Annotated in this window: 24 protein-coding genes; 13 read left to right on the plus strand and 11 right to left on the minus strand. The window is 52.2% G+C overall.

Annotated elements, in window-relative coordinates:
* Positions 1 to 37 precede the first annotated feature (37 nt).
* Positions 38 to 1,321, plus strand: a complete 1,284-nt coding sequence (locus KNP74_RS08595) for a Na+/H+ antiporter NhaC family protein (RefSeq protein ID WP_251130142.1) — start codon at positions 38 to 40, stop codon at positions 1,319 to 1,321.
* Between the two features lie 21 nt (positions 1,322 to 1,342).
* Here KNP74_RS08595 and KNP74_RS08600 read toward each other — a convergent pair whose 3' ends face one another.
* A complete protein-coding gene (locus KNP74_RS08600; protein WP_214764039.1) occupies positions 1,343 to 1,993 on the minus strand; it encodes a TVP38/TMEM64 family protein in 651 nt (216 codons plus the stop codon).
* Positions 1,994 to 2,215: 222 nt separating this feature from the next.
* On the opposite strand from KNP74_RS08600, the gene trhO reads away from it, so the two are divergent.
* The 4 genes from trhO to ald all read left to right on the plus strand — a co-directional run bounded on the left by trhO (position 2,216) and on the right by ald (position 6,287).
* Complete coding sequence (gene trhO, locus KNP74_RS08605) at positions 2,216 to 3,157, plus strand: oxygen-dependent tRNA uridine(34) hydroxylase TrhO (protein ID WP_214709309.1); 942 nt, start codon at positions 2,216 to 2,218, stop codon at positions 3,155 to 3,157.
* 116 nt (positions 3,158 to 3,273) lie between these two features.
* Positions 3,274 to 3,699, plus strand: coding sequence for a divergent PAP2 family protein (locus KNP74_RS08610; RefSeq protein ID WP_131471602.1), 426 nt, complete (start codon positions 3,274 to 3,276; stop codon positions 3,697 to 3,699).
* A gap of 102 nt (positions 3,700 to 3,801) precedes the next feature.
* Positions 3,802 to 5,025 carry a PucR family transcriptional regulator gene (locus KNP74_RS08615; protein WP_138860053.1) on the plus strand — a complete coding sequence of 408 codons (1,224 nt, stop codon included), beginning with the start codon at positions 3,802 to 3,804 and terminating at the stop codon, positions 5,023 to 5,025.
* A gap of 131 nt (positions 5,026 to 5,156) precedes the next feature.
* A complete protein-coding gene (gene ald / locus KNP74_RS08620) occupies positions 5,157 to 6,287 on the plus strand; it encodes an alanine dehydrogenase (protein WP_034780820.1) in 1,131 nt (376 codons plus the stop codon).
* Positions 6,288 to 6,376: 89 nt separating this feature from the next.
* Here ald and murB read toward each other — a convergent pair whose 3' ends face one another.
* Both murB and KNP74_RS08630 read right to left on the minus strand, forming a co-directional pair.
* Positions 6,377 to 7,297 (minus strand): UDP-N-acetylmuramate dehydrogenase, encoded by a 921-nt coding sequence (gene murB / locus KNP74_RS08625; protein ID WP_034780819.1) that lies wholly within the window; start codon positions 7,295 to 7,297, stop codon positions 6,377 to 6,379.
* A gap of 154 nt (positions 7,298 to 7,451) precedes the next feature.
* Entirely contained in the window at positions 7,452 to 8,102 is a 651-nt protein-coding gene (locus tag KNP74_RS08630) for a diacylglycerol/polyprenol kinase family protein (RefSeq protein WP_034780817.1), read from the minus strand.
* A gap of 149 nt (positions 8,103 to 8,251) precedes the next feature.
* On the opposite strand from KNP74_RS08630, the gene KNP74_RS08635 reads away from it, so the two are divergent.
* Complete coding sequence (locus KNP74_RS08635; RefSeq protein WP_034780815.1) at positions 8,252 to 8,875, plus strand: DUF1836 domain-containing protein; 624 nt, start codon at positions 8,252 to 8,254, stop codon at positions 8,873 to 8,875.
* 67 nt (positions 8,876 to 8,942) lie between these two features.
* Here the strand turns inward: KNP74_RS08635 and KNP74_RS08640 are convergent, their stop codons facing one another.
* Positions 8,943 to 9,422 carry an LURP-one-related family protein gene (locus KNP74_RS08640; protein ID WP_034780813.1) on the minus strand — a complete coding sequence of 160 codons (480 nt, stop codon included), beginning with the start codon at positions 9,420 to 9,422 and terminating at the stop codon, positions 8,943 to 8,945.
* Between the two features lie 217 nt (positions 9,423 to 9,639).
* Complete coding sequence (locus KNP74_RS08645) at positions 9,640 to 10,140, minus strand: restriction endonuclease (RefSeq protein ID WP_233005248.1); 501 nt, start codon at positions 10,138 to 10,140, stop codon at positions 9,640 to 9,642.
* A 119-nt stretch (positions 10,141 to 10,259) separates the two neighbouring features.
* Between KNP74_RS08645 and KNP74_RS08650 the strand changes: the two genes are divergently transcribed.
* Positions 10,260 to 12,434, plus strand: coding sequence for a PAS domain-containing sensor histidine kinase (locus tag KNP74_RS08650; RefSeq protein WP_214764040.1), 2,175 nt, complete (start codon positions 10,260 to 10,262; stop codon positions 12,432 to 12,434).
* Complete coding sequence (locus KNP74_RS08655; protein WP_214764041.1) at positions 12,431 to 13,501, plus strand: SDR family oxidoreductase; 1,071 nt, start codon at positions 12,431 to 12,433, stop codon at positions 13,499 to 13,501. The genes KNP74_RS08650 and KNP74_RS08655 overlap by 4 nt, the downstream gene beginning before the upstream one ends.
* Before the next feature lie 17 nt (positions 13,502 to 13,518).
* Here KNP74_RS08655 and KNP74_RS08660 read toward each other — a convergent pair whose 3' ends face one another.
* Complete coding sequence (locus KNP74_RS08660) at positions 13,519 to 14,898, minus strand: TrkH family potassium uptake protein (protein ID WP_214764043.1); 1,380 nt, start codon at positions 14,896 to 14,898, stop codon at positions 13,519 to 13,521.
* 201 nt (positions 14,899 to 15,099) lie between these two features.
* Between KNP74_RS08660 and KNP74_RS08665 the strand changes: the two genes are divergently transcribed.
* The 3 genes from KNP74_RS08665 to KNP74_RS08675 all read left to right on the plus strand — a co-directional run bounded on the left by KNP74_RS08665 (position 15,100) and on the right by KNP74_RS08675 (position 16,914).
* On the plus strand, positions 15,100 to 15,291 hold the full coding sequence (locus KNP74_RS08665) for a hypothetical protein (protein ID WP_242686684.1): 192 nt from the start codon (positions 15,100 to 15,102) through the stop codon (positions 15,289 to 15,291).
* Between the two features lie 86 nt (positions 15,292 to 15,377).
* A complete protein-coding gene (motA, locus tag KNP74_RS08670; RefSeq protein WP_021068127.1) occupies positions 15,378 to 16,160 on the plus strand; it encodes a flagellar motor stator protein MotA in 783 nt (260 codons plus the stop codon).
* Positions 16,138 to 16,914, plus strand: a complete 777-nt coding sequence (locus tag KNP74_RS08675) for a flagellar motor protein MotB (RefSeq protein ID WP_021068126.1) — start codon at positions 16,138 to 16,140, stop codon at positions 16,912 to 16,914. The genes motA and KNP74_RS08675 overlap by 23 nt, the downstream gene beginning before the upstream one ends.
* 34 nt (positions 16,915 to 16,948) lie before the next feature.
* Here the strand turns inward: KNP74_RS08675 and KNP74_RS08680 are convergent, their stop codons facing one another.
* From KNP74_RS08680 to KNP74_RS08695, 4 genes are all read right to left on the minus strand, one after another.
* Positions 16,949 to 18,373 carry a dihydrolipoyl dehydrogenase family protein gene (locus tag KNP74_RS08680; RefSeq protein ID WP_214764044.1) on the minus strand — a complete coding sequence of 475 codons (1,425 nt, stop codon included), beginning with the start codon at positions 18,371 to 18,373 and terminating at the stop codon, positions 16,949 to 16,951.
* The gene (locus tag KNP74_RS08685) at positions 18,370 to 18,735 is read right to left on the minus strand and encodes a DUF1499 domain-containing protein (RefSeq protein WP_205729343.1); all 366 of its coding nucleotides are present in this window, start codon (positions 18,733 to 18,735) and stop codon (positions 18,370 to 18,372) included. The genes KNP74_RS08680 and KNP74_RS08685 overlap by 4 nt, the downstream gene beginning before the upstream one ends.
* Before the next feature lie 64 nt (positions 18,736 to 18,799).
* Positions 18,800 to 20,179, minus strand: a complete 1,380-nt coding sequence (locus tag KNP74_RS08690) for a sensor histidine kinase (RefSeq protein WP_214764045.1) — start codon at positions 20,177 to 20,179, stop codon at positions 18,800 to 18,802.
* A complete protein-coding gene (locus KNP74_RS08695) occupies positions 20,176 to 20,868 on the minus strand; it encodes a response regulator transcription factor (RefSeq protein ID WP_214764046.1) in 693 nt (230 codons plus the stop codon). The genes KNP74_RS08690 and KNP74_RS08695 overlap by 4 nt, the downstream gene beginning before the upstream one ends.
* Before the next feature lie 123 nt (positions 20,869 to 20,991).
* Between KNP74_RS08695 and KNP74_RS08700 the strand changes: the two genes are divergently transcribed.
* Together KNP74_RS08700 and KNP74_RS08705 are read left to right on the plus strand one after the other, a co-directional pair.
* Positions 20,992 to 21,813, plus strand: a complete 822-nt coding sequence (locus KNP74_RS08700) for a Cof-type HAD-IIB family hydrolase (RefSeq protein ID WP_034780799.1) — start codon at positions 20,992 to 20,994, stop codon at positions 21,811 to 21,813.
* A 36-nt stretch (positions 21,814 to 21,849) separates the two neighbouring features.
* A complete protein-coding gene (locus KNP74_RS08705; protein WP_214764047.1) occupies positions 21,850 to 22,839 on the plus strand; it encodes an alpha/beta hydrolase in 990 nt (329 codons plus the stop codon).
* A gap of 40 nt (positions 22,840 to 22,879) precedes the next feature.
* Here the strand turns inward: KNP74_RS08705 and KNP74_RS08710 are convergent, their stop codons facing one another.
* Complete coding sequence (locus KNP74_RS08710) at positions 22,880 to 24,442, minus strand: aromatic amino acid hydroxylase (RefSeq protein ID WP_214764048.1); 1,563 nt, start codon at positions 24,440 to 24,442, stop codon at positions 22,880 to 22,882.
* Positions 24,443 to 24,488 lie beyond the last annotated feature (46 nt).

The raw sequence follows: 24,488 nt of genomic DNA on the forward strand, positions 1-24,488 counted from the left end.
AAGGCTCTCTTTTTATTTTATGAATGAGGTGAATCGATTGGAACAACCGACAGCTAACAAATGGGCACTATTGCCTTTGCTCGTCTTCCTCGTCTTCTTTATCGGGGCAGGCATCTACTATGACGATTTTTATAAATTTCCCGTCTTGATTGCGGCCTTGATTGCCGTCATCGTCGCGGCGATGATGACGAAAGGAAGCGTCACCCAGACGGTCGAACGTGTCGCCCAAGGCGCCGGCAACCCAAGCATCTTGATCATGGTGTTCATCTTCTTGCTCGCCGGCGCGTTTTCAAGCGTCGCCGAAGCAATCGGGGCGATTGATGCGACCGTCAATGCGGCATTGACGTTATTACCGCCTTCGCTCCTCTTGAGCGGCCTGTTCGTCATCGCGGCCTTCATCTCAATGGCGATGGGCACATCGACCGGCACGATTGCGGCCCTCGCCCCGATCGCGCTCGGTATCCACGAAGAAAGTGGCGTCAATATCGCCATCGCGGCGGCTGCCGTCGTCGGTGGTGCCATGTTCGGGGACAACTTGTCGTTCATCTCGGACACGACAATCGCTGCCGTCCGGACCCAGCGTACCAATATGCGTGACAAATTCCGAACCAACTTTTGGATTGTCCTCCCGGCCGCCCTTATCACAATCGTCCTCTTATCAGTGTTATCGAGTGGAGAATCGACTGTCGATGCAGCCGCGTTCGAATGGTATAAACTCATTCCATACCTCGCCGTCATCGCTCTCGCCTTGACCGGGTTGAACGTCATTCTCGTTTTGCTTGGCGGGATCGCCTTGACCGGCATCATCGGTTTGATCGATGGGAGTTTGGCTGTCACTTCATACGTCACGGCTATGGCAGACGGGATGATGGGTATGGCCGAGATTTCGCTCTTGACGCTCCTCATGGGCGGACTCGTCGGACTCATCTCACATAACGGCGGGCTCACTTACTTGCGTGACGCGCTCACGTCGCGGATTCAAAAACGTGCCGGTGCCGAATGGAGCATCGCCGGGCTCGTCAGCGCGACCAACGTCGCGACGGCGAACAACACGATCTCGATTCTTGTGGCCGGTCCGCTCGCCGCCAATATCGCCGATACGTATGACATCGAGCGAAAGAAATCAGCGAGTGTGCTCGACATCTTCTCGTGTGGCGTCCAAGGCCTGTTGCCTTATGGGGCACAGTTGCTCATCGCCGCCGAATTGACGAATACGGCGTCACCAGCGCTCGTCCCGTATATGTTCTATCCATTCCTGCTCTTCATTTGCGGAGGGCTGGCCATCGTCTTTAACTTCCCGCGTTTCAAAAAGCGCGCCTAACCAAAACGACCCTTTGAAGCACTAGTTTCGAAGGGTCGTTTGACGTTTCGTTTCACGTTCACGTTGAAGTTGTTCGTTGCGTTTTTTGAAGGCGCGCCGCTTGAGCAATTCCTCGAGACCACGGCTGATCGCCCAAAGGATAAACAGTAACAGTCCAAGCATCGATAAGCGGAACGGACTTTGAATAAACTCTTCCCACTGGTCACCAATGACCGAAAAAATCAAGACGACAAGCAGTTTCCCGAACCCCGCCGCCATGATGAATGTCCGAAGCGGCATTTGAATGAGGGCAAGTAAGTATGTGATCAAACTGACCGGGATGAACGGGAGCGAATATAAAAACCCAAGCGAGATCGGGCTCATATGGTTGATGCGTTCCAGCCAATATACCCCTTGTTTATGTTTTTCGAGCCACCGTGTCATCGGTTTACGGAATACGTAACGGACGGCTGTAAAGACAAGAATCGTCCCTAGTAAACTACCGACCCAAGACAATAACGTCCCGAGCAAGAACCCATACGTGGCCGCGTTCGCCGAAATGATGAGGACGAGCGGAAGAAATGGAAAGATCGCCTCAAGGAACGGCGCCCCTAGTCCCGCCCATGGGCCTCCCGGAAGCTCTTGCAGCCATTCAATCAGTTGGATAATCCATTGTTGGAGTGATGTGAGCATATCAGTTTCCACCTTCGACTTTCATTAATACCTTTTACCCGATTTCGCTCAGGAAGACGCATCCCCCTGCACGCCAGTAAAAAAAATAAAAAGTATTTGCGAAATTTCGCTGTGATATCTATCATATAATATGGACTTGTGGTTGCAGGCAAGTCCGCTCGTCGAACGACACAACCCAACGTTCGTTTTCCTGCAAAAAACTGAACACAGGGGAGTAATAACATGGAAACAAAACCAATGCGGGTCTTGCTGTACTATAAGTACGTCAACATCGAAGACCCAGAAACGCTCACACAAGAGCACCTCAAGTATTGTAAGGACCTTGGCATCAAAGGACGGATCTTGATTTCTTCCGAAGGAATCAACGGAACGTGCTCTGGGACTTGGGAACAGACCGAGCAATACATGAACGACTTGAAAGCGAACCCGCTTTTCAGCGATATCGAGTTCAAAATCGATGAAGTCGAAGAGCATGCGTTCAAAAAAATCTTTGTCCGTCATAAGAAAGAGCTTGTGACGTGGCGCTTTGATGGTGAGTTCGACGTTCCTAAACAGCACGGTGCGTACCTCGAACCGGCAGAATGGAAAGAGATGATGAATCGCGACGATGTCGTCATCCTCGATGTTCGTAACAACTACGAGTACGATCTTGGTCACTTTAAAAATGCGATCAAAATCGACGTAGAGGCTTCTCGTTACATGCCAGATTGGCTCGAAGAGAACAAGGACCTCTACGAAGGGAAAACCTTACTCACGTACTGTACCGGAGGCGTCCGTTGCGAGAAATTTACCGCATATATGCGTGACCAAGGTCACGACAACATTTTCCACCTTAAAGGCGGCGTCGCCATGTACGGCAAAGACGACGCCACGAAAGGCGAAGACTGGGAAGGTGAGCTTTACGTCTTTGACGAGCGCATCAACGTCCCGGTCAACACGGTCAACCCGTCCGTTGTTTCGGAGTGCATGCACTGCGGAACGAAGACGGTCCGCTACGTTAATTGTGCCAACCCGGTGTGTAATGCTCAACACTTCTGTTGTGAAGAGTGTGAACCGAAACAAATGCGTTCATGCTCGAAAGAGTGCCAGGAGCATCCACGTAACCGCTATATCATCGAGAATATCGCGGACAAACTTCAGCAGACTGAAGGCGTCGTCGGGTAACAAAAATCGACCAGAAAGCACTTCGAGCCTATGCTCGAGGTGCTTTTTTGACAGAAACTTTACGTCTAGCCGATGACAGAATCGGGTATAGTGTAGATACCATTGTCAGACAGGAAGTGAATCGATTGCTCTTTAACGAACCTTTACTCGCCGCCTTGCTCGCTTGGTTCATCGCACAAGCAGCCAAGCTCGTAACCGAACTCATTAAAACACGAGATTTTGAATTAGAAATCATGTTTGCCTCGGGTGGGATGCCAAGTTCCCACTCTTCGACCGTCGTCGCCTTAGCGACCGTCATCGGTCGAGTCGAAGGAATCGATTCCAGTATGTTCGCACTCGCCTTGATTTTTGCGACGATCGTCATGTACGATGCGACCGGCGTTCGTCAAGCGGTCGGATTCCAGGCCCGTTTGTTGAACGACTACTTCAAAGGAATCAAGCACGAGACACCCATCTTAAATGAGCTCGTCGGTCATACCCCGTTCCAAGTCATCGTCGGGGCTTTACTCGGTCTTGTGGTCGGACTGTTTTTCCCAATTTAATGTGAATGATGCAGGCATGTCGTTCCCTCCTTCTAAAAACTCACCATCTTTTTGTGAACTTTCACAACAGAGACGGTATAGTGAGAGAGAGGAGGAATCGACATGCCTTTTTTGCAGAAATCTTATGAATCGCTCGATACGCTCGCCGAAGCAATCGGACAAGCGATTCGGGCCCCAATCACGATTGAAAATCGCCACCATCAGTTGCTCGCCTACAGCACCCACCCCGACTCGACCGACCCGGCCCGCATCGCGACCATCATCGGCCGTCGTGTGCCGGAAGCGGTCATCGAGGACTTATGGGAAAGTGGAATCCTGCAAGAAGTGATCGACCGAGACGAACCGGTCGTCATCCCAGCCCGGATGGCTGTCGGTTTAGGCGAACGTGCCGCTGTCGTTATCAAACAACAGGACGATGTGCTCGGTTATATTTGGAGCCTCGCCCGAACGACCCCGTTCTCGGAACAAGAGCTCACTGTGTTAAAAGAAGGCGCGAGCATCGCTAAAAAATTGCTCATGACCATCGCCATGCATGAGCGGCGCATCGATGCCGAGCTCGAGCGTTTCTTTTTAGAAGTGTTGGCCAGCCCCAATTTGTCGTCCGCTCATCGCGATCGTTTGAATGAACTCGCTCCGATTGCTGTCGCCAGCCGACTCACCATCATCGAGTGCAGCCAACCGATCACCCCACAGCTGGCGGAGCGATTGTTTTATGTTCTCGCGACCCAACAAGCGATCGAGGTCGTGCTGCACGCCATCGATGGTCAACAGCTCCTCGTCTGGCATTATATGAAATCGGAGTTAGCCGAGGAAGAGACGGCACTTTTGCAGTGGGCCAATCGCTTCGAGACACAGCTCCGAGAGAAATTCACGGAAGTCGATCCACGTTTAGGCGTCAGCCGTCGTTTCTTTGAGAGCGACACGCTGTATGCCGCGATGGAAGAAGCACGACAGGTCACGTCGCTTCGTCGGAAATTCCCCTATGAGCTTGCCGCGACGCACACGTTCGAACAAATTGGGATTTATCAGCTCGTCCCAGATCTCGCTCGCCGAATCGGGCTTCGGCTCGAAACGCATCCGACCATCGAGCGTTTGCAGGCATATGATGTCGCCCATCATACCGAGCTCGTCACGACGCTCGAGTGGTATTTCTATTTTGACGGGAACGTCAAACGCGTCGCCTCCCATCTTCACATCCACCCGAACACCGTGCTCTATCGGATTCGCCGCATCGAGGAACTGACGAATATTACGCAAGTCTCACTGCCCGAACGAGCCGCTGTTTACCTCGCCATCAAGGCAGGCCAATACCGACAAGATGATTGATGCCCGCTTTGTGATTTTTCACAAAGTGGGCATTGTCATTTTTAGAATCCATGCTAAAGACAGCGTTTTCGGATGGGTCTATACTAGAGGTGTGAACAAATTGTGTCAGTAGAGAGAAAGGGGAACTTTACATGAAAATCGGGGTATTGAAAGAAATCAAAAACAATGAAAACCGCGTCGCCTTGACGCCGATGGGTGCAGCCGTATTAACTGAGCTTGGACACGAGGTTCTCGTCGAGACGGAAGCCGGTGTCGGGAGCGGCTTCACGAACATGGAGTATGTCGATGCAGGGGCGACAATCGTCGACACAGCCGCAGACGTTTGGGGAAACGTCGAATTAGCGTTGAAAGTAAAAGAACCGCAACCGTCTGAATATCGTTATTTCCGTCCGGACTTGACGCTCTTCACCTACTTGCACTTGGCAGCCGAACCAGAACTCACGAAAGCACTCGTCGATTCAGGCGTGACGGCGATCGCTTACGAAACGGTTGAGATCGACCGCACGTTGCCGCTCCTCACGCCGATGAGCGAAGTGGCTGGACGGATGGCCGCTCAAATCGGGGCCCAAATCCTTGAAAAACCGCACGGTGGAAAAGGGATTCTCTTGTCAGGCTTGCCTGGCGTACCACGTGCGAACGTCACCGTCATCGGGGGCGGTGTCGTCGGGATGAACGCAGCCCGCATCGCTATCGGCCTCGGTGCCAACGTCACAATCATGGACATCAGCCCAGCCCGTCTTCGCCAAATCGACGACCAATTCGGCAACACGATCAATACGCTCATCTCAAACAGCTACAATATCGCCAAACAAGTGGCGGACAGTGACCTCGTCATCGGTGCCGTCCTCATCCCAGGCGCGAAAGCACCGAAACTCGTCACAAAAGAAATGGTGCAACAGATGTCACCTGGGTCGGTCATCGTCGACGTCGCCATCGACCAAGGCGGGATTTGCGAGACGATCGACCATATTACGACGCATGACGCACCGACGTATGAGCGCTACGGCGTCCAACACTATGCCGTCGCCAACATGCCAGGTGCTGTCCCACGGACGTCGACGCTCGGTTTGACGAACGCGACGATGCCGTATATCGTCGAGTGCGCTCAAAAAGGGATTTTCCCGGCGCTTCGTGAAAACGCGGCGTTACTCAAAGGCTTGAATGTCATCGACGGGACAGTCACGTATGAGGCTGTCGCGCGTGACCTCGGCTACACGTTCGTGGCGCCTGCTGAAGCGGTCACAAAACAATTACAAGCGTAAGGACCAAACCGACAGAATAGTTCTGTCGGTTTTTATGTCGTCACATCATCAAAAAACGCTCGAACTGGTTGGTTCGAGCGTTTTCGTGCTTATGCGTTTTCGACGGCGATATCCTCACCAATGATTTTGACTTCTGGTTCAAGCTCAATCTCGAACTTCGCCTTCACCGTCGCTTGGACGTGACGGATGAGCGAGATATATTCAGTCGCCGTCGCTTCATCGATATTGACGATGAATCCGGCGTGCTTGAGCGAGACCTCCGCCCCGCCAATCCGCTTCCCTTGCAGGCCGCAGTCTTGAATCAATTTACCGGCAAAATAACCAGGCGGTCGTTTAAAAACGCTACCACACGATGGGTATTCAAGCGGTTGTTTCGACTCGCGCTTGTGCGTCAAGTCATCCATCACTTCTTTGATCGCCTCATAGCCGAGCGGCTCGAGTTCGAACGTCGCTTCGAGGACAATCAGCCCGTCTTTAGAAACTCGGCTCGTCCGATAATCGAGGTCGAGCTCTTCTTTCGTGAGCGTCATGAGTTCGCCTTCTGGTGACAAGACGACCGCGCTCGCGATGACGTCTTTCGTCTCTCCACCGTAGGCGCCTGCGTTCATGTAGACCGCGCCACCGACCGTCCCCGGGATGCCACAGGCGAATTCTAAGCCTGATAGTTCCTCGGTGAGCGCTTGGCGTGACACATCGATGATGGCCGCGCCGGCTTGGGCGATCAATTGATTCCCATCGCGACGAATCGTTTTCAACTCGTTCAAGTTCAAGACGATTCCGCGAAGGCCGCCGTCACGGACAATCAAGTTTGATCCAAACCCGAGAATCATGAACGGGACGCTCTCGCGATGAGCAAGTTCAAGCACGGCTTGTACTTCCTCGTACGTGTGCGGGGCCACGAAATAATCGGCCTTCCCGCCTAATTTTGTATACGTGTGTGCCGACAGTGGTTCGTCTTGGTTGACGCGATCGGCCGGAATGATAGTAAGTAGTTGGTCTAAAAAGCTCATGCGTTGCCTCAATCCTTTACGTTCTATTTTAAGCATGCCTCGGTTCGTCAAGAGAGAGGCAAACACGTCACTGAATGATTTCAGTACGAAACACAGTATACAAATCTTTGACAGGGGTGACAAGCAACGTTTTCTTTACAACGAAGCAATTAGTTTATAGCAATAATGATGTAGCTACTGCCACCACGATAGGAATTGTGAAATTATCCCAGTCCCGATACGAAATCGCTTCTGTCAACGTAGCGATAATGGAAATGATGAATCCATATGTTACCACTTGCCAAAGTGGAACATCATCCCACAAAAACAATAAAAAGAGGACAGCGTACGAACTGAGGAACATGGCCATGCTCCCTTGAAACGAGCGTTTCTGTCCGTATAAGTCGTACGTCACTGTACCATATTTACGTCCAATCAGAGCGGCCAACCCATCTCCCCACGCCAAAACGAGCGATCCGGCCAAAAAAGCGAGCGGCTCCGATTCGAAGAAAAAGTACAGGATGACGAGCAAGGCGATCGGATAATAGACGGTACCGAGTGATTTGCGCTCCGTCTGGTGGACCGGTGACGGACTCTTATAAAGAAGCAATGCGTTCGCAAACGTGAAGAAGACGAGCGGGACGGCTGCGACGTACCAAGTCTCCATTAACCAGACTGCAAGCAGCGACCAATGGCCGACCGCGATATGTACACTCTTTCGAATTGTCTCATCCGTCCAGCCGAGGCGTTTGCCAATCTGTTCAAGACCGACGAGAAACACCAGGACAATGACGATGGACAGGATGGAACTGACCCATTCATTCATCGTTGGACCACCTTTATCTACATTTTTTTATACGTTTCCATTATACCTTAATCAGGCGATAGCCTAGCTTCCTTTTCAAACATTTGGTAGAATGAGGTCAAATGACTGTATAGCCAACGGACGTAGGTGGCTATAGAAAGGATGCCTGTATGCGCGACGCAATTTCGATTCAAACTTTGGCTGATTGCCTTCATTATATGCGGGTTGGCGACGTAGACCGGGCCATCTCTCTCTTCCCAGAGGACGTGCGTGAGCATTTCCCGAAAGAACTTCGCAAAATTCATTTGTTTCATATTGAAAAGAACGGATTGTCGATCAATCAAATCGTTGCTTTGGCGAACACGTTGACGGGGGAACACTTATCCGCCACCACGATCCAAAACTGGACGAAACGAGAGGTCCGGAAAATCATCGGAGTGCCCCGGGTCGGTAAAAAGTACTCGCTCCAACAAGCGGCCATCATTTATTTACTCGATGATTTGAAGCACTTGTTCTCGCTAGAAGAGACGAGTTCGCTCCTGGCGCTCATCTTCAACAACCCTGACCGTGATGAAGACGACCTCATCTCACCGATCGACTTTTATCGTCTCTACGCCGAGTACGCCAAATCGACGAGCCCGATCGAGCTCCTCGACACCCGTGCGAAGCGTTCGATCGAGAAGATGGGCTATACCCATCCGAACATCTTGCACGTCCTTAAACTCTGTTTATACGCGCACCGCGTGACGACCCTCGAGATCGAGGCCAAACATTATTTGAATCGCTTCATTTGACCACGTCAAATGGAGCTTTTTTTCATAAAAAAACACCAGTCGCCGTGACTGGTGTTCGTCATATTGGTCACACTGATACCGCGATGGGCATCCGTGATTTTACTGTCAACGTTTTAAGGACAGACAACAACTCGAACATCGAGAGTTGGTCGGCCTCTTTCGTCAAGCAGAAGCAGTCATCCTCTTGTTTGCGGAGTTCCGCCACAAGCTTGCCTGCTTTGTCTCGAACGCTGAACTTATAGCGCTCGACATCGTATTGAATCGTATAGAGACCGCGTTCATAGACGTTGTACTCACACTTTTTCCCGAATAACGAGAATTTGTCCTTCAACTGACCAATCGCCTGCCCGTCGTGGTTCATGACGACCCACTTTTGACAGTTCGGGATGTACTTCCCGTGAGCGATTTGACGGCCTGACAAGTTGTGCACTTGAACACTGCCCTCCGCGTCGCGGTGAACAGATCCGATCGCATCATTTGTCTCGTCATAAATGGTTGCTTCGCCTTGCGTAAAGACACAACCTTTTACATAAATTAATTTGCGCACCGCTTTTCCTCCTAATACGTTCCAACCTTGGATTTGTGTGTGTTTGGTTGGTCTTTCTATGAAACCCCCAAATTGGTACTGCTAGCCGCCTTTTCTCGTTTCAGCGACTACATATTTCATATGACGAAGATGATTATTGCATCGATTGATGAAAAAGACAACCCCTTTTTCTTCGACACAATCCGCCATTCTGTCAAAGTTGTGAACACGCCTGATTTTATCGCTTAAAACCGGCCTCTTTTAGCAACTGTTCGAGCTCCATTCTTGCAATCAGACGAACTTGATTCGGTTCCGCCAATTCGTACGCACTATCGGTATACGATGAGTTCGTCACGACCCAGCCCTCGTTCACGCCATAGTATGGAACAGACGCCGCGACTTGCTGGACGGCTTCGAGTCCGACCGCCTTTTCATAGCGTTTCGCTTGGACCGCGATCGACCATCCATCTTCTGCTTCAAGGAGCAGATCCGCCCCGAAGTCACGTGACGCCGGGGTCACCGTCACGGTGTACCCGAGCGCGGTGAACACTTCCTCTAAAAATAGTTCAAATTCTCGGCCGTCCATCCGGTCGATGCGGTGGATCGTCGAGAGACGCATCCGCCAAATGAGCCAAAGCAGGCCGACTGCCACGCAAGCGATGATGCTCCAAATCGGTGCATCCCACCACCATAACCCGAGGGCAATCATTAAGCTGAGCCCCATTCCTTTCACGTCCATCGCCCTCTCTATGTGTTCTTATCTTCACTTTACCGTTTGAAGGCAGGAAAACAAAGGGGAAGCTGTCGAATGTATTGAAGATGTACCCGTTTGATATAGAGAAGGAGGGATCATCGTTAATGGAGAACCGAGGACATCTCCAAAGCGAACTGCTACACGCCTTACCGTACGGTGTAGCGTTAATCACGACGGATGGGACAATCGTCCAAGCAAACCGTCCGTTTTTAGAGCAATTCCCTGAAGACTTACAAACGCGATCAAACATCTTTCATATGGTCAACCAGTCACCGATCACGATGGAGCTGTCACGACGGATGGAGCAAGGACTATCTTGGACGTATGAGATGCCGACGATCCGGATTCACGCCATCCCCAATGGTGACGTCTACATCCTCTCAATCGAGCCGCTCCCGCTCGATACACGGGTGACGGTCCAACATAACGCGTTCGAAGCCATGATGCACACTGAGCTTGATATGGCGATGATCATGACCGATGCCAATCTGTTGATCAATCGCTTCAATAAAGGGGCGACCGAACTGTTCGGATATGCGCCGCACGAAGTACTCTATGAAATGACCCCGTTTGGTCTGTTCGAGTCAAGAGAACTGAGCGAGAAGCGGACCCACTATCAAGACGAGACGGAGCGGCTCTTGTCATTCGAACAGATGCTGCGTGTGGCGTTAGACCGAGGCGACCGTGAATGGAAGTTCCAACGAAAAGACCGGACCCATTTCGTCGGAAAACTGTTCATGCACCCTGTCTATGAGCAGGCATGCGTCATCGGATTTTTCTTTTTCGTGTTCGATGTCAGTCCTGAGATCGCCTTGAAAGGCGAATTGCTTCATAAAGAACAACGCTATCGCATGTTTGCCGAATCAGTCATCGAAGCCGTGCTATTCCATGAAGGCGGGACGATCTTAGACGCGAACAAGGCGGCCGAAACGATTTTTCGCATCCCGGCCGAACAGATGGTCGGCCGTCAAACGATCGAGTTCATCGCCGAAGGCTACCGGGCCGATGTGTTGCGCCGCATTCGCAATCATATCCAGACACCGTATGAGGTCATCGGCCGTCGTGAGGACGGGACGTTCCTCGAGATGGAAGTGTACCCGAAAGAAGTGGCGTTCCAAGGCCAGACGCTTCGTGTCGCCGTCATGCGCGACATCAGCGACCGAAAGAAAGTCGAGCGCATGCTCGAGCGGGAGAAGAACGCCATCGCCCGGCAACGGGATATCATCCAATCGATTTTACAGGCGTCCAATGAAGCGTTCGTCTTGACCGAATCGAACGGCAGCGTCCTCTTCATGAACGTGCACGCCCGTCGTCTGCTCGATTTGCCGGGTATCGCCCCGAACAAGATGCAAGAGCGAATTCCGCTCCTGACGACATTCCGCGCGCGTGACCGCACCGAGATGTTGAAAAAAATCGATTTGTTGCTCGACGGATCGGCGCGAGAAGTGTCAATGCGCTTCTCGATTCCGCAACCGAATGATCGGGACGAGCAATATTACGAGATGTATGGGACTGGTATGGATACGAAACGCCAAATCGGAATGGACAGTGGGTTCTTGTTTGTTTTTCGCAACCGGACCGAAGAAGAACGGATGGACCAAATCAAAAACGAATTGGTCAGCACCGTGTCCCACGAACTGAGAACCCCGCTGTCGTCACTGTCGGGATATATCGAATTGATGCTCACTCGCGATTTGAACCCCGAAAAGCGTGAGCGCTACTTAAAGACGATGGCGAAGGAAGCGAAGCGACTGACCGACCTGTTGAACGATTTTCTCGATATTCAACGAATGGAAGACGGCAATCAAGAGTATAAAAAAGACCACTTCATCTTGAACGAACTCGTCCGCGATGTTGTCGAACGCTTCCGCGAGACGAGCAATCACTCGATTCATTTCGATGACGCCGATGAATCGCTTCACCTCATCGCCGACAAAGACCGCATCGAGCAAGTCATCATCAACCTGCTCTCGAACGCAATCAAGTACTCGCCTCATCACCACGAAGTCGAGGTACGGGTCCGCCATGAACGTAACCAAGCCCACGTCTCCATTCAAGACTTCGGCATCGGGATTCCCGAGCATGCGTTCGAAGAGTTATTCAAAAAGTTTTATCGCGTCGACAACTCGGACACACGTCAAATTGGCGGGACGGGTCTTGGGCTGTCAATTTGTAAGGAAATCATCGAATCACATGGCGGTAGTATCGAGGTCGAGTCGAGCGTCGGCGTCGGCTCGACATTCACGTTCACGTTGGACTTAGCGGAGGAGACAATATGAACCATTACGCTTTCACCGGTTTCCCCGGCTTTTTAGCCGGAAAGATGATTACGCACCTCGCAACCTTGCCGAATCAAATCGGAACGATTTACGCGCTCCACCTCCCGACCGAACGTTCCGGGGCACTCGCTTTAAAACAGGAGCTGTTGGAAGCGACATCGTTACGAGATGATCAACTCGTGCTCGTCGAGGCCGATATCACGCTGCCTGAAGTCGTGCTCGACCCGATCATGCGCTCGGTCATCGAACGTGAAGTGAATTACGTGTTTCACTTGGCCGCTGCGTACGACTTGAGCATCCCTTATGATGTCGGGTATCGCATCAATCTGCTTGGGACGAAACACATCACCTCGCTCGCGAAACGGGCCCCGCACTTGAAACGATACGTCTACTTCAGCACCGCCTATGTGTCCGGACGCCGTCAGGGCACCGTTTATGAGAACGAGTTATGGCACCGTGTCCGCTTTAAAAATCATTACGAGGCGACGAAGTATGAAGCCGAGGCCATCGTCTCGCGGGAGCTCGGTTCGATGCCGGTGACCATCATCCGTCCCGGCATCGTCATCGGCCATAGCGAGACCGGCGAGACGAAAAAGTTTGACGGGGTCTACTTCGTCTTGAAGCTGATGGACCAACTCCGCCAAGCCGCCCCGCTGCCGTACATTGGACGACAGAATATCGAAGTGAACCTCGTCCCGTACGATTATGTCGTCGAGGCGACCGCTTACCTCGCCCACGCCCCGGTCGGTCTAAAACGGACGTTCCATTTGACCGACCCGTTCCCGCACGGGGCCCGCGAAGTGTACCGCATGATTCATGAAGAGATGTTCGGTCGCTCTCCACGCGGGACAATCCCGCATGCGGTCGCGGAGACCGGATTCTCGGCGCTGTATCTGTCGGAACGTTACGGGGTTCCGCGCGAGCTGCTCGCCTACTTCAAGCATCAAGTCCATTTCGATACGACGCAGACGCTCCGCGCACTGAGCGGTACTGATATCGTCTGTCCGGATTTGAAGGATTATCTGCCGAAAGTCGTCGCCTATTATGAGACACACAAAAAGCCCTGACCAGGGCTTTTTGTGTGTTATCCGATTAACAACTTCTCTTTTGGATAGCGAATCTTTCGATCCATCTGGCGCGCAACCGTGAACAGGATGGTCAACGAGCCGACACGTCCGAGCAACATCATGAACATGATGAGACTTTTGCCCGCATCGTTCAATTCTGTTGTGACTCCGAGCGACAATCCGACCGTCCCGAACGCCGAGACCGTCTCAAACAAGAGCGCCGTCGCCGGAATATGACCGTTCGTCAAGATGGTCAGTGCGGTAATCAATAAGATAAAGAAGAAACTCGTGATGGCCACGACGTACGCCTTTTTAATTTGAAACGCGTCAATCGTCCGCTCCAAGATGACCGTCTCTTTCTTCCCGACGATGAACGCCCACATATCCGCCAAAATGACAGCCACCGTTGTCACTTTAATCCCCGACCCTGTCGAGGCGGCGCCGGCCCCGATATACATAAGAATGATCATGACGCCAATCGAAATCGGCGCCATCGTCGAGATGTCGACCGTGTTGAAACCGGCCGTCCGTGTCGTCACCGCCTGGAAGAAAGTAACGTGCAACGCTTCACCGAACGGGCGTCCATATAAACTCCCTTCCGTCGACACCCATTCAAACAGCATGAGCGCGAACCAGGCAATGCCGTTGACGATGGCGAGTGACGCAATCATGATTTTCGAATGCAGCGCGAGCCGTTTCCAGCGCTTCACCTCGGTCGCGTCCGCAATCGTCGTGAAGCCGAGCCCTCCAATCATCAAGAGGACGGCAATCGTGATGACGATGGCCGTATTCTGTTCAAATTGCATCAAACTGTCTGGCCAAAGGGCAAACCCCGCATTATTGAACGCTGATACCGCATGGAAGAAGCCATAATACAATGCCTCGCCGAAGCGATAATCACCGGTGCTGTACAGTTCGAACGTTAAAAACAGCATGCCTAGAAACTGAACGATCAGTGTCGTGAAGACGATGTTGCGGACGAGCCGGACCGTGCCGCCAGGCCCCGACAAGTTGAGTGACTCTTGGAGCAAGATGCGCTGCTTTAAACCGATTTTCTTCCCGAGCACGCTGAGTAACATGAGAGCGACCGTCATGAAGCCGAGACCTCCGATTTGAATCAAGGCGACGATGACGAGCTCGCCGAACGTGTTGAAGGAAGAGCCGATATCAATCGTCGACAACCCGGTCACCGTACCGGCCGACGTGGCGATAAAGAGACAGTCAATCCACGACACGGGTTGCGTCTGTGCAAACGGCATGTAGAGCAGGGTCGCACCAGTCAAGATGGCGAGTAAAAATCCAGTCGCGATAAAACGGGCCGGCTTTTCAAACACGAGCCGGTAGAGCGCTTCAATTCGTTTTATGCGCATTTCCCGCACGGTCAATCGATGTCGCATCTCGCTATCTCCTTCATATCTAGTTTTCTAAGGCTCATATTACTCCTCACTTTTAAAATTGCCAACTAGAAAAATGTATCGCTAACTGTTTGTCGATTTTTTTGGTAATATGAGAGATAGACTTTAAGAATGTTGAGGAGGTTGAATGAAACCGTGGACCCTAGTACGGTAGATCATTCGCTAACGGATGTCTCGCGAAGGTTGGAGCGTCAGTCACAATGTATGCCCGCCCATCTTTATTTCCAACTTGAAGAACTGCTACATTGGTCACTCGATCAAGAAGTTGTGAATCAATTGTACGCATTATTAAAAAAATACGACGTGTTAACCGATATAGAGCGTGAAGAACGAAATATCAGCATTCAAATGCTGATTGACGAAAACGGCGCTTAACCATCGGGAACGCATTTGCGGGAGACGAGTTAAGTCTCTCGCTTTTTTGTCTCCTGATTTTTTTTAGAAAGGTGGAAAACATAGACATGGATGTCGTCACGTTAGTAGGACTCATACTTGGGTTCCTCACCCTCGTCGGAGGGATGGTATTGAAAGGAGCCGGGATTGCCCCGCTCATCAACCCGGCAGCACTCGTCATCATTTTTGTCGGGACAGCGGCCGCAGTCAGTATCGCCGTCTCCAAAGAACAACTGCAAAACGTACCGAAGTTGTTCGGAATTCTCTTCAAAAAGCAGGAGTTGCCAAGTAAATCCGGGCTGTTGACACAGTTCGTCGACTTGTCGACGCAAGCGCGTAAAGAAGGACTCTTGTCGCTCGAGACAGCGCTCGAACAAGTCGAAGAGCCGTTCTTGAAACAAGGGATGATGATGGTCATCGACGGCCAACCGTCCGAATATATCGCCGAGGTCATGTCGCGCGATATCGAGAACATGGAGCAACGCCATAAAGCGAACTCGGACATCTTTACCCAAGCCGGCACGTATGCGCCGACACTCGGGGTTCTCGGAGCCGTTATCGGGTTGATTGCGGCCCTAAAAGATTTGTCTGATATCGAAAAGCTCGGTCACGCGATTTCAGCCGCGTTCGTCGCGACGTTGTTCGGGATTTTCACAGGATACGTCCTCTGGTTCCCGTTCGCCAATAAATTGAAGCAGTATTCGAAGAGCGAGGTCATCATCAAAGAGATGATGATTGAAGGGATTCTCTCGATTCAAAGTGGGGAGTCTCCGAAGACGTTAGAAGATAAATTGTCTGTGTATTTGTCTCCAAAGGAGCGAGCCGACTATGAAGCGCAAAAAGAAGCATGATCATGAGGAACATATCCCGGAAGGTTGGTTAATCCCGTACGCCGATTTATTGACGCTCTTACTCGCCCTCTTCATCGTCTTGTTCGCCTCGAGTAACATCGACCAGACGAAGCTCGAGAAAATGTCTCAATCCTTTAATCAAGTGTTCTCTGGCGGGACGAGCGTGTTCCAAGCGTCGACCGCTTCGAACAGTGACATCAGCCGTACGAACAAGACAGATACGACAGCGAATCCTCGGACATATGAGCTCGCCAAACTGGATGAGTTAAAAGAAGAGGTCAATCAATACATCAAAAAGAACGGGCTCGAACAAGAGATTGAAGCGACCATCAACTCGAGCGGTCTCGTTTTGACGATTCAAGACCGAGCCTTGTTCAGTATGGGGGAAGCGACGCTTGACGCCGAGGCTAGAACGGTGGCCGGCTCGATTAGCGGTATCCTGGAAAAAGCCGGTAACCGTGAGATTGTCGTATCGGGTCACACCGATAACATCCCGATCAACACGGCCCGCTTCCCGTCGAACTGGGAACTCAGTTCAGCCCGGGCCACGGCTTTCATGCGCGGCTTGTTGACGAACGACGCCTTGAACCCTGGGCAGTTCACACTTGCGAGCTACGGGGAATATAAGCCGATTGCGACGAACGACACCGAAGCAGGGCGCTCGAAAAACCGCCGGGTCGAAGTATTGATTAAACCACTCGTCGATTTATCAGAAGGCTCACCGAAGATGCTCGAAACGATCGTCTTACCATAAAAAAATCCCACTCTGTCGAGAGTGGGATTTTTCGTTATCGGGTCCATTCGAAATATTTACGAGCGAGCTCAGTGAGCGGACTGTTGAACAAACGTTTCCGCCAGTACAAGTCGGCCGCCTTCTTGACCGCTTCGCTACGCGATGGGTACGGATAGATCATCCGGGACAGCTTGCCGATCTTATCACCCCGCTGCATCGCATAGACGACGATTTGCATCCAATCCCCGGCCGTCATTCCGACCGCGTGCCCACCGATAATCTTACCGTTCTTCCGGGTGATGATTTTGACGAATCCTGTCTCTTGACGGTCGGCGACGAACCGATCGACCTCAGACAGTTTCGCTTCAAAAATCTCGACGTCATCGCCGTGACGCTCACGTGCCTCGGCCTCGGTCATGCCGACGTGGAACACTTCCGGGTCCGTGAACGTGATCCACGGCATCTTCGTGTAGTCGACCTTGTTCCATAGTCCGAACAAGGCGTTCGCCACGACGGCTTTCCCTTCTTCTCCGGCCGCATGGGTGAACGGTAACGTCTTGATCGTGTCACCGATCGCGAAAATGTGGGATTGGGACGTCCGGTATGTCGAAGTGACATCAACGTACCCGTCTTTCACGTTCACATGCGCCCGGTCGAGCCGTAGTTCATCAATTCTCGGTTTACGGCCCGTCGCCATGAGCAGTTTGTCAGCCTCATACGTCACGGTCTCTCCATCGACTTCAGTCGTGACGTGAATACGTCCGTCCTCTTCCGCAATCTGCTTCACTTTCACCCCGATTTTCAGACGCATCGCCATCTCGAGCTGGGAGCGGAGCAATTTGCTGACAGACTCATCTTCTTTCGGTAAGAACGTGTCCTGTGCCTCAAGCACGGTCACTTGGCTTCCAAGACGAGCGAACGATTGGGCAAGTTCAAGCCCGACCGTGCCGGCACCGATGACGATGATACTTTCTGGCAGCGTCTCTTCTTCAAAAACTTGTTCGTTCGTTAAGTACGGAACACTGTCCAATCCATCAATCGGCGGTACGGTCGGTTTCGATCCGGTCGCGATGACAAACTTTTTCCCAATCAACAAATCGTCTCCGACTTTAAGCTCGTACGGGCTTTGGAATGATGCCTCGCCGATATACACATCGACACCAAGTTTTTCGAAACGCTCCGTTCCGTCATGATCTTGGATGATGGCACGGGCACGATCGACACGCGCCTTCGTCGTCTGGTAATGGTCGCGGCCATCAAACTCAGCTCCGAGCACACGCGCCGCCTGCATCATGCTACTCGCTTCTTTCGAAGCGGCAATCAGCGCTTTCGACGGGACACACCCGACGTGAAGACAGTCTCCACCAAGGTGTTTTTTCTTCTCGACCAAGGCGACCTTTGCGCCTAAGTTTGCAGCACCAGCCGCGACCGTCATCCCGGCCGCGCCACCACCAATCACAATCAACTGATAATCCTTCATCTCATCAACCTCCGATAGCGTTCACTCACATCCTGCATCCGCTTCCGGTTCACCCCAAAGTCAGAGTGACCGAGTCGTGATGCCGAGCGGAATTCAATCTGTCTTGTCTCATCGTCGAATCGGAATTCAACGTCATCCTTAAAGCGCATCATTTTCGACGTGACGACATAATGGAGCGTGTCATCCGTCTCCTTGACGAGCTCGGTCCGAGGCAGTTGCCCCATCACCATCTTCATTGTCTCGATGCTCTCAGCACGGTCTTGCCCGTATGGGAGCGGCTCCATGCGTAGCGCCTCAATTTCTGTTTCGGTCGAGACAGCGTTCGGACTACCTGACAATGGCTTCAATGATTTCGTTGCCACGAAAAAAACCTCCCTCATTCTACATACAATTACATGTATCCTGAATTCGGAAGGTTTAACCCTTTTAATGCAGTTCGCTCGGGTCGAGCGGTAACAAAACAGTCACCGTCGTCCCATGACCGACCTCACTTTCAATGACGAGCTTTCCTTCGTGCGCCTCGATCAACTCCTTCGCAATCGCGAGACCAAGACCACTGCTGCCTTTCGTCACTTGCGCCTGATAGAACATTTCCGTGATGCGTTGCAGGTGATCCCGTGAGATACCAGGCCCCTCGTCAATAATCGAGATGAACGCGACCCGCTCCGATTGCACGAACCGTACGGTCAACGTCCCACCTTCGGGTGAGAAGCGAATGGCGTTCTCGAGTAAGTTTAAAAATACTTGTTTCAACCGGTTCTCATCAAACAGTCCAATCGATTTTTGGGGGTACCGTTCGATGAGGGTGATCTGTTTATCCTCGAGCGACTGTTTCAACTGAATCGTCACTTTCCGTAACAGCGATACGAGGTCGAGTTCTTGCCGATACAAGACGAGCCGGCTCTCTTCAATTTTCGTGTAATCGAGCAACTGCTCGACGAGCCCAATCATCCGCTCCGTCTCCGAATGGATGATGCTCAAACCGAGCTCGGTCTCCTCCGACACTTTCTCGTCCCCACCGCGAATCGTCTCGGTCCACCCTTTGATCGAAGTGAGCGGCGTCCGCAACTCGTGCGACACGTTCGATAGAAATTCATTTCGCGTCGACTGATGCTGCTGCACTTTCGCTCCTAAATACGTCAGCGTCCGGGCCAGTGCCCCGAGCTCATGTTTTTCATTGGAATAGACTTCGACGTCAAAATCACCTTGCGCCATCTCGTCAGCCGTCTCAATGATGTCTCGAATCGGTCGGACGAAGCGGTCTGCAATCCGAATGACGGCATAGAGCGCGACCAGCCAAATCAAGACGCCAATCATGACGACAGCCATCCAAATCTCGCGAATCAACGTATCGAGATCGGCGAGCGGCCGCGTGAAGCTGATGGCGAATTCACTCGTGCCGTCCGTGATGATGGGACTCGTCACCGACAAATAGTGGTTCCCTTCCGCATCGTAATCTTGGACGACGGACTCACCGCGGGCGAGGTCTTGCAGTTGTACCGATGTGAAGGCCGCCTGCTGCGCCCGCTGTCCCGTCGTTTTAATGATTTGACCGGTCCGGTCGACAATCGTCAAATCGGTGCCTGGATACCCGAACGTCCGGACGAGAACCGAGAACGCGCTCGGTGTTTCAAAACCGACCTGCGCCTGGGGATAGAGATAGGCACTCGTCGTCGCATGGCTAAGTAAGGCCTCTGATTCATATTCATAGTAGTAGCGGTACGTTCCGTACGACAAGACGCTCACGAGCAAGACGAGCACGAACGTCATGACGAGCATAATCCGAATGACGAGCTGTTGCTTCATCCGTCATGTCTCCGCCATTTGTACCCGTGCCCCCACAGTGTCTCGATATAAGCCGGGTGGCTCGGATCATCTTCAATTTTTTGACGGAGACGACGAATGTTGACGTCGACCGTCTTTCTGTCCCCGAAGTAATTGATGCCCCAAACGGCATCTAACAGCGCATCACGTGATAAGACGACTTCCTCGTTTTGGACGAGGTGACAAATCAAATCGTATTCGGTCGGGGTCAAATCAATCGACTGCCCATACTTCGTCACTTGCTTCGCTGCCAAGTCGATGGCGAACGGTCCGGACTTCAATCGCTTCTTCTCTTTTCGTTTCACTTTCTCGACACGTCGGAGGAGTGCTTGAATCCGCGCCACGAGTTCGCCGGGACTGAACGGCTTGGCGATGTAGTCGTCCGCCCCTCGGCCGAGCCCTTCAATCTTATCTTCTTCGAGTGTGCGCGCCGTCAGCATGATAATGCCGACATTCTCATCTAAATCACGGATGGCCGCACATGCCTCAAAACCGTCCATCTCTGGCATCATCACATCCAATAACACGACATCGAACGGTTCACGATCAAACGCCGTGACCGCCTCGCGTCCGTTTGTCACCTCAAAGACGTCGAATCCGGCCCGCTTTAAATTAACGATGATAAAGCTGCGAATCGCATGCTCATCTTCGGCTACTAATATTCGATTCATCATTCCACCTCTTCTGAAATTCACTACTTCTTAATAGTTACGTTTTTGCGACAAGGTTGTCAATTGACCTCAAATCGTATTAGGATGGAGTCATTAGATTCTGAAGGAGGACTCCTTACCATTATGAGTTACAAGATGATTGTTTTAGATATGGACGATACGCTCCTCACGAGCGATCACACGATTTCCGCCAAGACGAAAGCTGCCTTGCTGGATGTACAAGAACGCGGACATAAAGTCGTGCTCGCGAGCGGTCGCCCGACATACGCGATGTGGGATGCCGCCCGAGAGCTCGAGCTCGCCAAATACGGTAGCTATATTCTCTCATTTAACGGTGCCTCAATCATCAACTGTGAGACAAATGAAGAAATCTTCTCAAGTACATTGCTTCCAGAGACGGTCGCCCATCTCCATGATATCAGTGTCCGGGAAGAAATCGCGATTCATACGTACATCGGTAACGAAATCGTAACCGATCAACCGAACCCGTATACCGATATCGAAGGTGAATTGACAGGGATGCCGGTCATCCATGTCGACGACTTCAAAGAAGCGGTCACGACGCCTGTCGTCAAGTGTCTCATGCTCGGTGATGGCGACACGCTTGCCCCGATTGAAACGAAACTGCAAGTCGAACTTGAAGGCAAACTCGCCGTCGCCCGTTCGAAACCGTTCTTCCTCGAATTTACGGAAGCGGGTGTGACGAAAGGGACGAGCCTCGCCTTCTTAGCGGAGCACGTCGGCATCGAGCAAGCCCACGTCATCGCTTGCGGAGACGGGAACAACGACTTGACGATGATTGAATGGGCCGGGCTTGGGGTCGCAATGGGTAACGCCAACACAACGGTCAAAGGCAAAGCCGACTTCATCACGAAATCAAACAATGAAGACGGGATCGCCCACGTTATCGAAACGTTCATGGGAACTGTCCTCGTCGATCGATAAACGGACAACTCAGGTTGAATTCAAGGAGGAATTACGATGAATAAAGGATTGAAACGGGCGGGACTCGGACTCGTCGGCACGGCTGTCGCCGGTGCCGCCTATGTATTCTTGTCCCCGAAACCGACCTCACGCCTCGTCAAAACCTCATTTGCCGGCGGGAACGAAGTGGCCATTAAAGGGTTCGAGGAAGTCGTACAAAAAACGTCGGTTCGTAAAGACATCGACTATCATTCGGCTTACGAGAACGGAACGTTCGACTTGATTCGCTACGAAGGTGAGAAGCAGATTGTCCCAACCATCTTTTGGGTGCACGGCGGTTCATTCGTCGGTGGCGATAAGGCCGACGTCTTCAAGTATGCGACGTCGATCGCAAGCAACGGCTACAACGTCGTCAGCGTCAATTATGCGCTCGCTCCAGACGTCACGTACCCCGTCCCGCTCCAACAACTTGAAGAGGCATACACGTATATCGCTGAAAACAATGACCGCTTTCGGCTCGATCTCGACCGCGTCTTCTTTGCGGGCGATTCGAACGGGGCCCAACTTGTGGCCCAATTCGTCGGAATCCAATTGAACGATGGCTACGCACCGTCTGCCGAAGTGAAGCAAATCGTCCCGAAATCGTCGATTCTCGGCACGGTTCTCATGTCGGGTCCGTACGATTTGAAACGGAGCATCGTCGAGTCATCGAAGACGGTCACCCGCTTCTTGTTCAAACGGATTGGTTGGGCTTACTTCGGAACATACAATTGGGAAGACTTGCCGGTCGTCGCGGAAGCGTCGCCGCTCGTGAATATCCCGGCCACATTCGTTCCGACGTTTATCACCGATGGCAACACCGGTTCGTTCGAAACGCAAGCGAAAGAATTTGCGACGATCCTCTCAGGTCGTGCGGACGTCACGAGCGTCTTTTATGACCGAAACGAGCACACACTCGGCCACGACTACCATTTTGAAATGGATAAGCCAGCCGCCAGTGCCACGTATCGCCGTTTAATCACGTTCTTGCGTGAAACGACGCGTTAACAAATAATCCCCGCCCATCATTGGGCGGGGATTATTTTTGTCAGTTGAGCAATGCGAGCGCGCGGCCAATCAACTCATGCCGCGACGGTGACGTCTCACGTAACGCGTGCAACCGTTCCGTCAACGCCTGTCGAAGCGCATCGGACTCGACGAGCTCCAAACATTCGATGTGGAGCAACCAAGCATCGGGATGATCGGCAAGAATCGTCGGCACGAGCTCATCAATCGACTCGCCTTGCTCCCGCATATTGCGAATTCGATTGAACATCGGGTCATCGTTCGTCCAAACACGGGCGTCACGTTCGATGCGGACCGGCTTCTCCAAGATGACGAGTTCTTCAATCTCGGTGCCTGGGAAGATCGATGGGAGCGTGTCTTGTCTCACTTCGAGTGTCTCCAGTTTAATCTGTCGTCCTTCGATGGTGACGACGACGTCTTCGAACTGTAACGCTTCCGTCGTCTCGCTGACGAGGCGTCCGTCCAGTCGAATCCCTGCCGTCGCCAATACGTCTTGAAGCGGTCCGTCGAGAACGAGTACGCCGTGGTTCTGTAAGTTCGTCAATTGACCGTGATTGACGTTCACACAGTCGTCCCACTGGACGAGCGCATGGGCTCCGGAGCGTGTCACGTGACGAATCACACCGACACGGTCCGTCCCGTCTTCAAGCCGGACAGTCGATTGACTGCCCGACGCGAGCGCTTTCTCGAGCGAGGCGATTCCACCTTGGTTGACCGCCATCCGTGACTCGAGTTCGTCTAGCGCGTCCTTCAACGCTTCAAAGTCCAGGATGACGAACAACTCGCGTTGCATATTCGTCACGTCCTGTTTCGTTTCGAGTGCGTGCTCTAAATTGAACGGATGTTTCGTGACGGCGTCAGTCAAACAATGACGGCTCTCCCCGACCGATGATAACAGTCCCGCCCCGTAGATGAGCGGGTTGTCCACCTCACCGATGAGACCAAACTCGACCGTCCACCAAAAGATGCGGGCGACTTGTTGTGCTTCAGAGAAGCCGATCACTTGGGCTTTGGCCGCATGAACAGCCGCTTCGGCTGCCGCGATCTCCTCGTCCGTCGAGTTCGCATTCTCCTTCACGACGGTCAATCGTTTCAGTGCTGCAAACGAGGCATGTTCTTCTCGATTCATGAATGCCCTCGCCCCGAGCTGACCGAACCGCTTCACAATCTGTGAAAATTCAGGATCCATTAACATCGGCGCATGGCCGGCCGCCTCGTGGATGATATCTGGTGCCGGACTGTACAAAATATTCTCGACTTTACGAATATCGGTCGCGACCGGCAACATCCCGTTGCCTTGGAAATCAAAGAAAGCGACGCCTGGGATGAGTCCATCGACCGCGACCGTCGACCAACCGGCCGCTCGCATCTCTTCGGTCATCTTTTCAACGTCAGGGAGACGCTCTGGCCCCATGCCCGTCTTTTTCAACCCTTCGATGTAGAACGGGTGGGCCTTCCCTTCAAGCGTGTGCAAGTTCAATCGCAAGACGAAGCGCCAGACAGCATGATCGGTCGGCGTGTACTCGTCGTAGAACTGTGGCGAAATATGAGGGGCCAAATGGCGTGGAATGATTTGTGTGAGCATGATGTTTCCTCCTTTGATTGACTGAACGTAAAAAAATCCCTATCGA

Source organism: Exiguobacterium sp. s141, from assembly GCF_018618085.1.
GTDB classification, from domain to species: Bacteria; Bacillota; Bacilli; order Exiguobacteriales; family Exiguobacteriaceae; genus Exiguobacterium; species Exiguobacterium mexicanum_A.

What these genes read in the sequence shown, in the direction of transcription:
- KNP74_RS08600 (WP_214764039.1), bottom strand. Translation starts at nt 1,993, where the DNA reads ATGCTCACATCACTCCAACAATGGATTATCCAACTGATTGAATGGCTG.
- trhO (WP_214709309.1), top strand. Translation starts at nt 2,216, where the DNA reads ATGGAAACAAAACCAATGCGGGTCTTGCTGTACTATAAGTACGTCAAC.
- KNP74_RS08615 (WP_138860053.1), top strand. Translation starts at nt 3,802, where the DNA reads ATGCCTTTTTTGCAGAAATCTTATGAATCGCTCGATACGCTCGCCGAA.
- ald (WP_034780820.1), top strand. Translation starts at nt 5,157, where the DNA reads ATGAAAATCGGGGTATTGAAAGAAATCAAAAACAATGAAAACCGCGTC.
- murB (WP_034780819.1), bottom strand. Translation starts at nt 7,297, where the DNA reads ATGAGCTTTTTAGACCAACTACTTACTATCATTCCGGCCGATCGCGTC.
- KNP74_RS08630 (WP_034780817.1), bottom strand. Translation starts at nt 8,102, where the DNA reads ATGAATGAATGGGTCAGTTCCATCCTGTCCATCGTCATTGTCCTGGTG.
- KNP74_RS08635 (WP_034780815.1), top strand. Translation starts at nt 8,252, where the DNA reads ATGCGCGACGCAATTTCGATTCAAACTTTGGCTGATTGCCTTCATTAT.
- KNP74_RS08645 (WP_233005248.1), bottom strand. Translation starts at nt 10,140, where the DNA reads ATGGACGTGAAAGGAATGGGGCTCAGCTTAATGATTGCCCTCGGGTTA.
- KNP74_RS08650 (WP_214764040.1), top strand. Translation starts at nt 10,260, where the DNA reads ATGGAGAACCGAGGACATCTCCAAAGCGAACTGCTACACGCCTTACCG.
- KNP74_RS08655 (WP_214764041.1), top strand. Translation starts at nt 12,431, where the DNA reads ATGAACCATTACGCTTTCACCGGTTTCCCCGGCTTTTTAGCCGGAAAG.
- KNP74_RS08660 (WP_214764043.1), bottom strand. Translation starts at nt 14,898, where the DNA reads ATGCGACATCGATTGACCGTGCGGGAAATGCGCATAAAACGAATTGAA.
- motA (WP_021068127.1), top strand. Translation starts at nt 15,378, where the DNA reads ATGGATGTCGTCACGTTAGTAGGACTCATACTTGGGTTCCTCACCCTC.
- KNP74_RS08675 (WP_021068126.1), top strand. Translation starts at nt 16,138, where the DNA reads ATGAAGCGCAAAAAGAAGCATGATCATGAGGAACATATCCCGGAAGGT.
- KNP74_RS08680 (WP_214764044.1), bottom strand. Translation starts at nt 18,373, where the DNA reads ATGAAGGATTATCAGTTGATTGTGATTGGTGGTGGCGCGGCCGGGATG.
- KNP74_RS08690 (WP_214764045.1), bottom strand. Translation starts at nt 20,179, where the DNA reads ATGAAGCAACAGCTCGTCATTCGGATTATGCTCGTCATGACGTTCGTG.
- KNP74_RS08695 (WP_214764046.1), bottom strand. Translation starts at nt 20,868, where the DNA reads ATGAATCGAATATTAGTAGCCGAAGATGAGCATGCGATTCGCAGCTTT.
- KNP74_RS08700 (WP_034780799.1), top strand. Translation starts at nt 20,992, where the DNA reads ATGAGTTACAAGATGATTGTTTTAGATATGGACGATACGCTCCTCACG.
- KNP74_RS08705 (WP_214764047.1), top strand. Translation starts at nt 21,850, where the DNA reads ATGAATAAAGGATTGAAACGGGCGGGACTCGGACTCGTCGGCACGGCT.
- KNP74_RS08710 (WP_214764048.1), bottom strand. Translation starts at nt 24,442, where the DNA reads ATGCTCACACAAATCATTCCACGCCATTTGGCCCCTCATATTTCGCCA.